The following is a 12,151-nucleotide window of genomic DNA, read 5'->3' as shown; positions in this document are numbered from 1 at the left end:
ATCGACACCGAGATGGTGCAGGCGGTGCCGGAGAAGGTGCTGGAGTCTATCATCAGCCAGATCCCCGTCGGTCGTCTCGGCCGCGGTGAGGAGATCGCCGACATGGTGGCGTTCCTGGCGGGTGAACACGCCGGCTATGTGACCGGCTCGACGCTGTCGCTGAACGGCGGACAGTTGATGGCGGGTTAAGTCTGGACGCGAGCGTCCAAAAAGCGCCCCACTCAAGCGTCATGTCTTAACGCGTCATGGCGAGCGACACACCGGCGATCCTGAGAGCCTTCCTGCTCGCGACCCTCGTCGCAGCGGGCGGGACCGGATTCGTCGGACAGGCCCTGGCGGCGCCCGAAACCCTTCGGGAAGGCCTGTTCGGCGGCCGGACGCCGGACGGTCGCAACTCCACCACCGCGCCGGCGGTGGCGCGCTACGTCTCCGAAGACGGCCAGTCCTTCATCCTCGACCGTACCCAGGGGCGGCCGTTGCTGAAGTTCGAAAACAGCCCCGAAGTGTGGGCGCTGCTGCCGCAGCCGGCCCCACGCGGCGACGTGATCTACAAGAACGATCTGGGCGAGCCGGTGCTGCGCGCCACCCGGCTGGGTGGTGTGACCGTGTTCACCGACACCCGTCCCGGAGGCTCGGCCGCCGCCCTGGCGGGCGGGGCGACGCCGCTGAAGCTTGCGCCCCTGGGCCCTCAGGCGCTGCTGGAGCGCCTGGCCCAGGCGACGTTGCGCGCCAGCCGCGCGGCGCGGCGGCTGATCACCTTCGAGGCCGAGGCGACGCCCGCCTCTTCCGCCCTGATCGCCGACGCGGCTACGGTCGCCGCTGAGGCGGTGGTGCGCATGGCCCGGCGCGGCGACGGCAAAAAGATGCTGGCCCAGTTCAACAAGGTCACACTGGTCGCCGGCCGCAAACCTAGCACCGTGATCCAGCAAGGCGTGATGCGCATCACCGTAGCGCCGGGCGAGGGCCTCGCTGGCCGGCCGTCCTCCGACCGGATCCTGGCGACCCTCGAGCGCTAGGCCGCTTCAGCCCTTGAACTCGTCCTTGGCCTTGCGCACGGCGGCGAACGCCTCGTAGTCGGCGGCGCCTCCGATCCCCATGGCCGCCGCCAGAAGCGGCGCCCGCAGGAACGGATTGGTCGCCTTCTCGAGTGCGATCGTGGTGGGCACCGTGGGCTCGCCGCGTTCGCGAGCCGCGAACACCTGGTCGGCGCGAGCCTTGAGCGCCGGGTCGTGGTCCACCGAGAGCGCGAAGCGGGCGTTGGCGGCGGTGTACTCGTGCGCGCAATAGACGGTAGTCGCCTCGGGCAGGGCGGCCAGACGCTGCAGGCTGGTCCACATCTGCTGCGGCGTGCCCTCGAACAATCGCCCGCAACCCAGAGCGAACAGGGTGTCGCCAACGAAGGCCATGGAGTCGGCGGCGTCGTGATAGGCGATGTGACCCAAGGTGTGGCCGCCGGTCTCGATCACCTCGAAGGTGGTCTCGCCCAACTGCACGCGGTCACCGCCGTGCACCTCGCGGTCGACGGGCGACAGCTTCTCGACCTCGCCAGGCCCGACCACGACGGCGCCAGTCGCGGCTTTGATCTCGGCGTTTCCCCCGGCGTGGTCGGGGTGCCAGTGCGTGTTGAGGATCAGGGTCAGCGACCAGCCAAGCTTGTCGAGTTCGCGCAGGATCGCCTGGGCGTCTGGGGTGTCGATGCAGGCGGTCTGGCCGGTCGCTTCGTCGCGCGCCAGGAAGCCGTAATTGTCCTGGAGGCAGGGGAACTGATGGACGACGAGGGGCATGGCGGTCTCCGCTAGGGCGACGTGGGCTGGTCTTCGGCCTGGCCGCGGCGCGGCCGGCGGGACAACCGGTCAGCGTCGATTTAGGTTGCGCGCAGGCCATAGTCGAGCGTTCCCATCCTGATCATGCGTCGTGACGTGCTCGAGCTTCGCGAATTCTACGCCTCTCCCCTGGGGCGCGCCGCCCGCGACATGGTCGGGCGCAAGGTCGTCGAGGTGTGGGGCGACGCTCACGGATTGGATGTGCTGGCTTTGGGCTATGCGACGCCGTTCGTCGGCGCGCTGCGCCCTGCGGCGCGGCGGGTGACGGCGGCCATGCCGGCCCAACAGGGCGTCGAGCTGTGGCCGGCGGGCGAGCCCAACCTCACCTGTCTCGCTGACGAGGACGCCCTGCCGTTCGCCAACGCCCTGTTCGATCGCATCCTCTGCGTCCACGCCCTGGAGGAGAGCCCCGATCCGGCGGCGCTGCTGCGCGAAGTGGGTCGCATCCTCGCCCCATCCGGCCGGGTGATCGTCGCCGTGGCCGCCCGCAACGGCCCCTGGGCCAATGTCGAGGCGACGCCCTTTGGCCACGGTCGACCCTACAGCCGCCGCCAGTTGGGCGAACTGCTCCGCGAAGCCGACCTGGAGCCGTCAGGATGGACCCGCGCGCTCTATGCTCCGCCGATCTCCTGGGCCGCGCGCTGGGCGGAAGGCTTCGAGAGCGCCGGCTCCAGGTTGTGGCCGCAGTTTGCCGGCCTGGTGCTGATGGAGGCGGTGAAGCAAGCGTTCGCGGTCAAGCCGAGGGGCGCACGGGCGCGGGTGCGGGTGGCCCGGCCGCTGCTGGCGCCGGCTCCGGCGGGCGCGGCGCCTGTTTCCCAGGCGCCGCCGAGGCGGAGTTCACAGAGCCTCTTGGAGGCGTCCTCCGAACGCCCTAGCGTGCAGGAGATCGCCGCGGGCCGCGGCCATAATTGGGAGCCGTCCTCATGAAGATGATCATCGCGGTCATCAAGCCGAGCCGCCTTGACGCCGTGCTCGAGGCCGTGACGGACGCGGGCGCCTCTGGGCTCACCGTCACCGAGGTGCGCGGCTACGGCCGCCAGCGCGGCAAGACCGAAGTCTATCGGGGCGCGGAATACGAGGTGAAGCTGCTGCCCAAGGTGAAGCTGGAGATCGCGGTGCCGTCCGACATACTCGATGCGGTGGTCGAGGCGATCTCACGCACCGCCAACACCGGCAAGATCGGCGACGGCAAGGTCTTCGTCCTCGACCTCGAACAGGCGCTGCGCATCCGCACCGGCGACCGCGACGCCGCCGCAATCGCAGGCTAACGCTTAAGGGGCGCCGTCTCCGGTTCGCCGAGCAGGTCGTATGCGACCGCCGGGCCGGACGCTTTGCTCTCGCCGCGCCGGCTCAGCAGGAACAGCGCGGTCTCCGCCCGCCAGTTCTCGATCGGCAGGGCCGGGTTGATCGCCCGCGCCGGCTTGCCGCTGGCCAGCGCCGCGCAGGCGTCGATCCGCAGGTCCAGATCCTCGCAGAGCGCGGTGAAATCACGCAGCGTGCACAGGTGGATGTTCGGCGTCGACCACCAGGGTTGGGGCAGGGCCTTGGTCTCCGGCATCCGCCCGCGGGTGACCAGCGCCAGGCGCACGCGCCAGTGGCCGAAGTTGGGGAACGACACCACCGCCCGTTCGGCGATGCGCAGGAGCTCGGCCAGCGCGTGGCGCGGATCGCGCATCTGCTGCAGGCTATCGGACAGCACCGCATAGTCGAACGCCCGCGTCGGGAAGTGGTCGAGGTCGTGGTCGGCGTCGCCCTGCACCACGGCCAGGCCGCGGGCCAGGCAGGCCGAGACGCCAGCCGGACTGATCTCCAGCCCCTGTCCGTCGACGCCCTTCTCGCGGGCCAGCAGCTCCAGCAACTCGCCTTCCGCACAGCCGACGTCGAGCACCCGCGTGCCCGGGCGCACCAGCCGCAGGATCTCGCGGAAGTCCTCTCGGCCGGAACCCTCCCGCGCCGTGCTCACTTCAGGCCCCGCACCTGCGCCGCCGAGGCGAAGAAACCGCGCAGGGATAGGTCGAGCTGCGGCTCGTCGAGGAAGAAGGCGTCGTGGCCCTTGTCGGTCTCGATCTCGGCGAAGCTCGCCCGGCAGCCGGCGGCGTTCAGCGCGCGCACGATGTCGCGGCTCTCGATCGTCGGGTAGAGCCAGTCGGAAGAGAACGACAGGACGCAGAAGCGAACGTTGCGCGCCCGCCGGAACGCCTCGACCAGCACCCCGCCGTGTGCGCCCGCCAGGTCGAAATAGTCCAGGGCGCGGGTGATGTAGAGGTAGGAGTTGGCGTCGAAACGGTCGACGAAACTCGCCCCTTGGTGACGCAGGTAGCTCTCCACCTGGAAGTCGGCGTCGAAGCCCCACGACAGGCCGTCGCGCTGCAGCTCGCGGCCAAACCTCCGCTGCAGGGCGGGCTCCGACAGGTAGGTGATGTGCGCGGCCATGCGCGCCACCGCCAGGCCCTTTTCCGGTCGCACGCCCTGTTCCTCGTAGGCGCCGCCGCGCCAGTCGGGGTCGGCCATGATCGCCTGACGTCCGACCTCGTGGAAGGCGATGTTCTGCGCCGAGTGGCGCGGCGCCGCGGCGATGCACACCGCCGAGAACAGCTTTTCCGGATAGTCGGCCGCCCACTGCAGCACCTGCATGCCGCCCATCGAGCCGCCGACCACGGCGAAAAGGGTGTCGACGCCCAGCGCCTCGATCAGCATCGCCTGGGCGCGGACCATGTCGGCGATGGTGATCACCGGGAAGCTCAGGCCGTAAGGCTTGTTGGTCTCGGGGTTGATGGAGCTCGGGCCCAGCGAGCCCATGCAGCCGCCGATGACGTTGACGCAGATGATGAAATAGCGCCCCGGGTCCAGAGGCAGGCCCGGGCCGATCACCCGGCTCCACCAGCCCGGCTTGCCGGTCACCGGATGGATCGAGGCGGCATGCTGGTCGCCGGTCAGCGCGTGGCAGACCAGCACGGCGTTCGACTTGTCGGCATTGAGCACGCCATAGGTCTTGTAGGCGACCTCGAGCGGCGCCAGTGACGCGCCGGACTCCAGGCGTAATGGACGGTCGGACGGGAAGCGGTGCACGCCGCCGCCCGTCTGCACGCCGTCGCCGTCGGTGATTGCGGCCCCCGCCAGGGTCTGGGTCATCGCGCCTTGGACCGCCAAGCTATAAATCTGTCAACCGCTTCGCGCGACGCGCACCGGGGGCTATGACGGCGCCGACGGAGAGATGATGAACCGGCTGATCCTTCTACGGCATGGCGAGGCGGAACGCGACGCCGCCAGCGGCGACGACTTCGATCGCCATCTGACGGCGCGCGGCTGGCGCGAGGCCGAGGGCGCGGCGATCGCGCTGGCGGCCGAGTCGATCCGGCCCGTGCTGGCCCTGGTGTCTTCGGCGCCGCGCGCGCTGGAGACCTGGCGCGCCTGCGAGCCGGCGTTTCCCAATGCGCGCGAACAGATCGAGCCTGCGCTCTACAGCGTCGACGCCGCCGGCATCCGCCGCATCGCCGAGGCGGCTGGCGCGGTGAGCGGCGCGGTGATGGTGGTGGGCCACAATCCCGGCGTCCAGGATCTCGCCGTCCAGCTCCTGGCGGAAGGTTCGGCGCCGCCGTCCGAGATCGCCCGCATGGAGCGGCGCTTTCCGACCGGCGCGGCGGCGGTGTTCGCATTCCACGACGACGGTGCGCCGGTGTTCGAGGGCCTGTTCCTGGCGCCGCCGGGGATCGCCGAATGAGCCGCGTCTACAAGATCCTGGGCCTGGACGAGTGGCGCGAGGCGCTGCGCACCGGCCGGTTCGCCGGCTCCGCCGTCGACCTGCAGGACGGCTATATCCATCTCAGCACCGCAGATCAGGCCCAGGAGACCGCGAGCCGGCACTATGCGGGCCGAGCCGCGCTGGTGACGCTGGAGCTTGAGGCCGACGACCTCGGCGAGGCGCTGCGCTGGGAGCCGTCACGCGGCGGCGCACTGTTCCCGCACCTCTATGGCGTGCTGGATGTCGGCCTGGTGCGCGCGGTGCGCCAGGCGCCGCTGGGGGCCGACGGCGTGCCGCACGTGGACCTGGGCGCATGAGCGGGCTGCATGACGCGGCCGCCCGCGCCCTGCACGTCCTCGATCCCGAGGACGCCCACCGCATGGCCCTGCTGGGGCTACGCGCCGGTCTAGGGCCGGTGGGCGGCGCCGACGACCCGATCCTGGCGACCGACCTGGGCGGGCTGGCGGTCGGTAACTGCGTGGGCCTGGCGCCTGGTTTCGACAAGGACGCCCAGGTGTTCGCGCCCATGCTGCGGGCGGGCTTCGGCTTCGTGGAGTGCGGCACGGTCACGCCCCAGCCGCAGGTCGGCAATCCCAGGCCGCGCCTGTTCCGGCTCACCGAGGACCGGGCGGTGATCAACCGCATGGGCTTCAACAACCGTGGTCTTGACGCCTTCGCCGCGCGTCTGGCGCAACGGCGCGGGCCCGTGGGGGCGAACATCGGCGCCAACAAGGACGCGGAGGACCGCATCGGCGACTATGTCACGGGCCTCACGCGCCTTTGGTGCCTCGCCAGCTACTTCACCATCAACATCTCCTCGCCCAACACGCCCGGTCTGCGCGCCCTGCAGACCAAGGCGGCGCTGGAGGAATTGCTGGGCCGCCTGGCCGAACGCCGCGACGCGCTGCCGGCGGCGGGCAAGGTTCCGATGTTCCTGAAAGTCGCGCCCGACCTGGAGGATGGCGAGGTGGAGACCATCGTCGAAACCAGTGTCGCCCAGGGACTTGCCGGGATCGTCGTCTCAAACACCACCGTGACGCGGCCTGCGTTGGCGTCGCGCTTCGCCGGCGAGGCGGGCGGCTTGTCCGGCGCGCCGCTGTGCGAACTTTCCACCCGCATGCTGGCCGCCTTCGCCCAGGCCGCCGGTGATCGCCTGACGCTGGTGGGCGCAGGCGGCGTGGCCTCAGGGGCGGACGCCTACGCCAAGATCCGCGCCGGCGCCCGCGCGGTGCAACTCTATTCGGCTCTGGTGTTCGAGGGACCGGGCCTGGTCGAGCGGATCAAGCGCGACCTGGCGCAGCGATTGCGCGCCGACGGCTTCCAATCGGTCGCCGAGGCGGCTTGCGCGCGCTAGCGGCGCCGCTTCGAGCGGCTCGCGTTGCCGAACGCGCCCCGGCGCCTTAACGAGGACGGCATGGCGGACGCCCCCTCGCCGCAGGCGCTTCGAAAGCCACACCGGCGCCGCTTCTTCTGGCCGGGCGGCCTCTCGACGCGCCTGCTGATCCTGACCGCATTGTTTGTCGCACTGGGCGGCGCGCTGGTGCTGCCGCCAGCCCTCGCCACCTTCGAGGAGCAATGGCTGCTGGACCGCGTGCGCGCCGCCGAGCTCGCGTCCCTCGCCCCCGAGGTCGCGCCAGAGCGAGTGGTCAGCGAACAGCTCGCCGCCCAGTTGCTGGAGGGCGCCGGCGTCGAGCGCGTCGCGGTGCAGGAGCAGGGCATGCGCCGGCTGGTGCTGGGCGGGCGTCGTATGACCACGACACCCTATCTGGTCGACCTGCGCGACCAGGCTCCGGGCTCGTGGCTGGCCGCGCCATTCCAGACCCTGTTCGGCGGTGAAGGTCGTCGCGTGCGGGTCGTCGCCGAACCGCGCTTCCGCAAGGCTGACTTCGTCGAGATTGTCGCCCCCGACACCGAGCTGAAGCGCGACCTGCGCCAGTTCCTGCTGCGGCTGATGGTGGTCACCGCCTTCGTCTCAACGATGGCCGGCGTGCTGGTCTATCTGTCGCTGAACTTCTTCCTGGTGCGCCCAATGCAGCGGATCACCCGCTCGATGGAGCGCTTCCGCGCTGACCCTGACGATCCCGCCGCCCGCATCGAACTGTCCGGCCGTCGCGACGAGGTCGGCCGTGCGGAGGTGGAGCTGGACCTTATGCAGGGCGACCTGCGCACGGCGCTCAACTCCCGCGCCCGGCTGGCGGCGCTGGGCGAGGCGGTGGCCAAGATCAACCACGACCTGCGCAACATGTTGACCAGCGCCCAGATCGCCTCCGAGCGGCTGGCGGCGCTGAAGGACCCGAAGGTCAGCCAGGCGCTGCCCAGGTTGGAACGCGCCCTCGATCGGGCGGTGAAGCTCGCCACCGACGTGCTGACCTACGGCAAGACCCAGGAGGCGGCGCCGGACGCCGGCCCGGTCCCGTTGCTGGCGGCGCTGGAGATGGCGGCGGAGGAGGCCAGGATGTCGGACGAGGGCGTTCGGCTGGTGGTCGAGGTCGGTCGCGCCGAACAGGTGAGCGCCGATCCCGACCAGCTGCACCGGATTCTCGTCAACCTGTTGCGCAACGCCCGCGAGGCGATCGAGCGACAGCAGGGGCGCGAGTCGCCGGGCGAGGTGCGCGTCTCCATGACCCAGGCCGACGACGTCAGCCTGGTCCGCTTCGCCGACAACGGGCCGGGCGTGCCCGAGCGGTTGCGCGAGCGTCTGTTCCAGCCGTTCGCCAGTTCTGGACGGCCCGACGGCGCGGGCCTGGGCCTGGCCATCGCGCGCGAGCTGGCCCAGGGCCATGGCGGCGACCTGACGTTGGTGGAGAGCAGCCCGCGGGGCTCGGTGTTCGAGCTCAAGTTGCCCGGCGCGCCAGGGCCGCTGCGCCGCCGCCGCGCCCGTCCGGCGCCTGAGGGCGGCGAGCTGTCGGCCAAGCCCTAGAAGCCGATCGCCTTGCCTTCGCGCCGGGGGTCCGCGCCGCCTTCAAGGCCGCCGCCGGGCAGCGCCTTCACCCCGTGCAGGCCCGAACCTTCCGCCGCACCGCCGCTCTTCAGCACGATCCCTTTGGCGGCCAAGCCAGCCGCGATGGCGGGGTCCATCCTGCCAAGCTCGGCCCCATAGTTGGCGCCGCGCGCCACCAGGTTCGGCAAGTCGATGGCCGCCTGCATCGATAGTTTCCAGTCCAGGACGCCCACCAGGGCCTTGAGGTTGTAGGCGATGATCGCCGGACCGCCGGGCGACCCCACGGCGGCGACGAAACGCCCGTCGCGATCCAGCACGATGGCCGGCGACATCGCCGAGCGCGGTCGCTTGCCCGGTGCGACCGCGTTGGCCGCCGGCGTCCCGTCGTCCTGCGTCGGCGAGAACGAGAAGTCGGTGATCTGATTGTTGAGGAAGAAGCCCGCCACCAGCCGGCCGGAGCCGAAGATGCTCTCCACCGTGGTGGTCATCGACACCACGTCGCCATCGGCGTCGACGACCACGAAGTGGGTCGTGCCGCCAGGCTCGCGCGTCGCATCGGGTCCCCAGACGGGCGCGCCCTTGGGCTTGCCGGGCGCGGGCGGCGGGCCGGCGGTCGGGCCGATCAGCCTGGCCCGCGCGTCGAGGTAGGCCGGATCCAGCAGGCCCTCGACGGGCACGGTGACGAAATCCGGATCGGCCAGATAGCGGTCGCGGTCGGCGTACATCAGCCGGCTCGCCTCGGCGAACAAGTACCAGCCTTGCGGATCGGCGGGCCCGTGTGCGGCGATGTCGGTGCGCTCCAGTATGCCCAGCGCCTCCAGCACCGCGGGCCCGCCGGACGGCGCCGGCGGCACGCAGATCACATAGACGCGGTAGGGCCGGCAAAGCGCCGGCTCGGACTTCGGCCGGTAGCCCGCGAGGTCGGCCTTCGACAGCGTGCCCGGGATGGGGTCGCCATGCACGCGCGCCACGATCGCCTCGGCGATCGGGCCTTCCAGCAAGGCCTTCGGCCCGTCGGCGGCGATCGCCCGCACGGTGGCCGCGTAGGCCGGGTTGCGCAGCACGTCGCCGGCGGCGTATTTCGCCCCGTCCGGCTTGGTGAAATAGGCGATCGTGTCGGGCGCCGCCGTCTCCGGCTCCTTGGAGGCGATCATCCCGGCCAGCCGCGGGCTGACCACGAAGCCGTCGGCGGCCAGTCGTTCGGCGTCGGCGAACAAGCCGCTCCAGGCCAGCTTGCCGAACCGCGCCTGGGCCATGGCCAGCATGGCCACGGCGCCAGGAGCCCCGGTGGCGCGCCCACTCAGCACCGCGACGCGAAACGGCAGAGGCTTGCCGGCGGCGTCGAGGAACATCCCCGGCGTCGCCCCGGCCGGCGCCGTCTCGCGGCCGTTGAACGCGGTGACCTGCCGTGTCGCCGAGTCGTAGTAGGTCATGAAGGCGCCGCCCCCGAGGCCGGAGCTCTGCGGCTCCACCAGCCCCAGCACCGCCTGGACCGCGACGGCGGCGTCCACCGCCGAGCCGCCCGCGCGCAGGACCTTCAGCCCCGCATCCACAGCCAGCGGATTGGCCGCCGAGACCATGGCGGTCGGCCTGGCGGGCGCGACGACCTGCGGCGGCGCGGACGCCGCCGGGCTCGGTGGGGCGCTCTGCGTGGCGCAGGCGCCCAGCAGCAGGGCGGACAGCAGGGCTATGGCGCCTGGGGCGCGGCGCACGATGTGGGACACGGCGGTGTGGACTCGTCAGTTTACGTTGGGGCGGCGCGCACCTTAGGCGGCGTGCGCGTGGACAACAAACGCCCAGCCATGCGACGTCGAGAGCATGGATACGCCAGCAGCGGCGCCCGGACGGCGCAACCTGATCACCGACGTGCCCGGGCTGGCGGTTGGCCAGGCGCATGACGCGGCTGCGCGCACCGGCGTGACCGTGATCCTGCCGGACACGCCGGCGGTCTGCGCCGTCGACGTGCGCGGCGGGGCCCCTGGCACGCGGGAGACCGATGCGCTCGCCCCCGACACCCTGGTGGAGGCGGTGGACGCCGTGGTGCTGTCCGGCGGCTCGGTCTATGGCCTGGCGGCCGCCGACGGCGTGACCGCCTGGCTGGGCGCGCAGGGGCGGGGGTATCGCCTGGCCGACCGCGACGACGTGCCGGCCGCCCCGGTTATTCCATCGGCCATCCTGTTCGATCTCGCCAACCGCGGCGACAAGGCCTGGGGCGAGGAGCCCCCGTACCGCCGACTGGGCCGCCAAGCGGCGACCGCGGCCGGCCAGGCGTTCGACCTCGGCGCGGCGGGCGCGGGCTACGGCGCCATGGCCGGGGCGCTGAAAGGCGGCGTCGGCTCGGCCTCGATGGTCGCCGGGGACGGCTTCACCGTCGGCGCGTTGGTCGCCGTCAACTGCTGGGGCTCGGTCGTTGCGCCGGGCGGCCGCAGTTTCTGGGCCGCGCCGTTCGAGGTGGGCGGTGAATTTGGCGGCCTTGGCGCCGCCGGCCGCGTCGCCGCGCCGGAGGACTGGGGCCTGGCCAAGGCGCCGGGCGCGGCGCGCAACACCACCATCGCCTGCGTGGCCACGGACGTAGCGCTGACTCCAGCCCAGGCGCGCCGCGTCGCGGTGATGGCCCAGGACGGCCTGGCTCGCGCCATCCGTCCGGTGCACGCCCCGTTCGACGGCGACGTGGTCTTCGCCATCTCCACCGCGCGCCGGCCGATGCCCCGGGATGCGAGCGCCTACGCCGTCGCCCGGCTGGGCTCGCTCGCCGCCGACTGCCTGGCCCGCGCCGTCGCCCGCGCGGTGTTCGAGGCCACGGCCTGGCCCGGCTCGGACGTGCGCTGTTGGCGCGACCTGGGGTGAGGGAAAAATCGCTGCGCGCGGCGGGTTGAACTTTCCGCGCGGTGCGCTAGGTTCCGCGCCCTCGCCGTCAGGCGATGCGCGCCCGTAGCTCAGCTGGATAGAGCATCAGACTACGAATCTGAGGGTCGGACGTTCGAATCGTTCCGGGCGCGCCAAATTCTTCAAGAACGTTTATGTTTCAAGCCGCGGTATCCTGGGTCCGGATGGCGTTGCAGCACAGTGTCCCACACCGATGACCTGCAGGGGAGCAAGGCCGATCCACCTGCAGGTCCATCGCCTTCAGCGCCTGCATCTGGGCACGCAAGGTCGCGATCTTTTCCTTCAGCTTTTCGGCCCGCGCCTCGATCGCCGCACCCGCCTCTCGGCCGGCGGTGTCGAGCTTGGCCAGATAGCTGGCGATAGGCTCGGCCGCCCGGGTCGCCGCCGCTGGCGCCACGAAGCCCAGGCCTCCGAGATCGATCACACCAACGAAGACGTTGATCATCCGTTGGGTTCTCCTCGCTGACGTCGTCGTCCAGTCAGATCGGCAAGAGCGTCGGCTGCCTACGATCCTCACCTCGACGAAGCGGCCCATCCCAACGCCTTCAAACGTCGTGATGTCAGGAATCTGAAGCGCTTCGCGTTTACACAGCCTCGATCCAGGGCGGACTTCGACCGCCTAGTCGTCCCAGCTTTCAGCATGGCCGCCGGTGGTCATCCGCGCGTTCCATTCGCGCCAGAAACTGCGCATCTGTAGTTCGCCCGTCCCTCCGGGGCCGGTCGCCTTCATCCCGCGTGAGATGTCGGACCACTCCACCT

The 12,151-nt window shown here is 71.2% G+C and carries 14 protein-coding genes and 1 tRNA gene; 10 read left to right on the top strand and 5 right to left on the bottom strand.

Features of this window, described 5'->3' with window-relative positions; genetic code table 11:
* Both Q8R27_RS04755 and Q8R27_RS04750 read left to right on the top strand, forming a co-directional pair.
* The coding region (locus Q8R27_RS04755; protein ID WP_305697925.1) for an SDR family oxidoreductase at positions 1-189 on the top strand (189 nt) is incomplete at its 5' end.
* Between the two features lie 56 nt (positions 190-245).
* On the top strand, positions 246-1,016 hold the full coding sequence (locus tag Q8R27_RS04750; RefSeq protein ID WP_305697924.1) for a DUF4908 domain-containing protein: 771 nt from the start codon (positions 246-248) through the stop codon (positions 1,014-1,016).
* A gap of 6 nt (positions 1,017-1,022) precedes the next feature.
* Here the strand turns inward: Q8R27_RS04750 and gloB are convergent, their stop codons facing one another.
* Positions 1,023-1,784, bottom strand: coding sequence for a hydroxyacylglutathione hydrolase (gene gloB / locus Q8R27_RS04745; protein ID WP_305697923.1), 762 nt, complete (start codon positions 1,782-1,784; stop codon positions 1,023-1,025).
* A gap of 123 nt (positions 1,785-1,907) precedes the next feature.
* On the opposite strand from gloB, the gene Q8R27_RS04740 reads away from it, so the two are divergent.
* Together Q8R27_RS04740 and Q8R27_RS04735 are read left to right on the top strand one after the other, a co-directional pair.
* Positions 1,908-2,750, top strand: a complete 843-nt coding sequence (locus tag Q8R27_RS04740; RefSeq protein ID WP_305697922.1) for a methyltransferase domain-containing protein — start codon at positions 1,908-1,910, stop codon at positions 2,748-2,750.
* On the top strand, positions 2,747-3,091 hold the full coding sequence (locus tag Q8R27_RS04735; protein WP_305593832.1) for a P-II family nitrogen regulator: 345 nt from the start codon (positions 2,747-2,749) through the stop codon (positions 3,089-3,091). The genes Q8R27_RS04740 and Q8R27_RS04735 overlap by 4 nt, the downstream gene beginning before the upstream one ends.
* On the opposite strand, the gene metW is transcribed toward Q8R27_RS04735, so the two are convergent.
* Together metW and Q8R27_RS04725 are read right to left on the bottom strand one after the other, a co-directional pair.
* Positions 3,088-3,786, bottom strand: coding sequence for a methionine biosynthesis protein MetW (gene metW / locus Q8R27_RS04730; protein ID WP_305697921.1), 699 nt, complete (start codon positions 3,784-3,786; stop codon positions 3,088-3,090). The genes Q8R27_RS04735 and metW overlap by 4 nt on opposite strands.
* Positions 3,783-4,955 carry a homoserine O-acetyltransferase gene (locus tag Q8R27_RS04725; RefSeq protein WP_305697926.1) on the bottom strand — a complete coding sequence of 391 codons (1,173 nt, stop codon included), beginning with the start codon at positions 4,953-4,955 and terminating at the stop codon, positions 3,783-3,785. The genes metW and Q8R27_RS04725 overlap by 4 nt, the downstream gene beginning before the upstream one ends.
* A gap of 85 nt (positions 4,956-5,040) precedes the next feature.
* On the opposite strand from Q8R27_RS04725, the gene Q8R27_RS04720 reads away from it, so the two are divergent.
* Genes Q8R27_RS04720 through Q8R27_RS04705 form a run of 4 tightly spaced genes read left to right on the top strand, consistent with a single transcriptional unit; the run spans position 5,041 to position 8,485 of the window.
* Complete coding sequence (locus Q8R27_RS04720; RefSeq protein ID WP_305697920.1) at positions 5,041-5,544, top strand: histidine phosphatase family protein; 504 nt, start codon at positions 5,041-5,043, stop codon at positions 5,542-5,544.
* Positions 5,541-5,882, top strand: coding sequence for a DUF952 domain-containing protein (locus tag Q8R27_RS04715; RefSeq protein ID WP_305697919.1), 342 nt, complete (start codon positions 5,541-5,543; stop codon positions 5,880-5,882). Before Q8R27_RS04720 ends, Q8R27_RS04715 begins: the two co-directional genes overlap by 4 nt.
* Positions 5,879-6,919: a quinone-dependent dihydroorotate dehydrogenase gene (locus Q8R27_RS04710; protein ID WP_305697918.1), complete on the top strand. Its 1,041-nt coding sequence runs from the start codon at positions 5,879-5,881 to the stop codon at positions 6,917-6,919. The genes Q8R27_RS04715 and Q8R27_RS04710 overlap by 4 nt, the downstream gene beginning before the upstream one ends.
* Before the next feature lie 60 nt (positions 6,920-6,979).
* A complete protein-coding gene (locus Q8R27_RS04705; RefSeq protein WP_305697917.1) occupies positions 6,980-8,485 on the top strand; it encodes a sensor histidine kinase in 1,506 nt (501 codons plus the stop codon).
* Here Q8R27_RS04705 and Q8R27_RS04700 read toward each other — a convergent pair.
* On the bottom strand, positions 8,482-10,218 hold the full coding sequence (locus Q8R27_RS04700; RefSeq protein WP_371134646.1) for a gamma-glutamyltransferase family protein: 1,737 nt from the start codon (positions 10,216-10,218) through the stop codon (positions 8,482-8,484). The genes Q8R27_RS04705 and Q8R27_RS04700 overlap by 4 nt on opposite strands.
* Positions 10,219-10,324: 106 nt before the next feature.
* Here Q8R27_RS04700 and Q8R27_RS04695 point away from each other — a divergent pair, with 106 nt between their 5' ends.
* Complete coding sequence (locus Q8R27_RS04695) at positions 10,325-11,353, top strand: P1 family peptidase (RefSeq protein ID WP_305697915.1); 1,029 nt, start codon at positions 10,325-10,327, stop codon at positions 11,351-11,353.
* A gap of 78 nt (positions 11,354-11,431) precedes the next feature.
* Positions 11,432-11,508: transfer RNA gene (locus tag Q8R27_RS04690), tRNA-Arg, on the top strand.
* Between the two features lie 23 nt (positions 11,509-11,531).
* On the opposite strand, the gene Q8R27_RS04685 is transcribed toward Q8R27_RS04690, so the two are convergent.
* Positions 11,532-11,837, bottom strand: a complete 306-nt coding sequence (locus tag Q8R27_RS04685) for a hypothetical protein (RefSeq protein WP_305697914.1) — start codon at positions 11,835-11,837, stop codon at positions 11,532-11,534.
* Between the last annotated feature and the right edge of the window lie 314 nt (positions 11,838-12,151).

The sequence above is a fragment of the Phenylobacterium sp. genome (assembly GCF_030697305.1).
Taxonomy (GTDB): Bacteria; Pseudomonadota; Alphaproteobacteria; order Caulobacterales; family Caulobacteraceae; genus Phenylobacterium.
The sequence above is the reverse complement of the archived record's forward strand: the minus strand, read 5'-3'. Positions and strand labels throughout refer to the sequence as shown.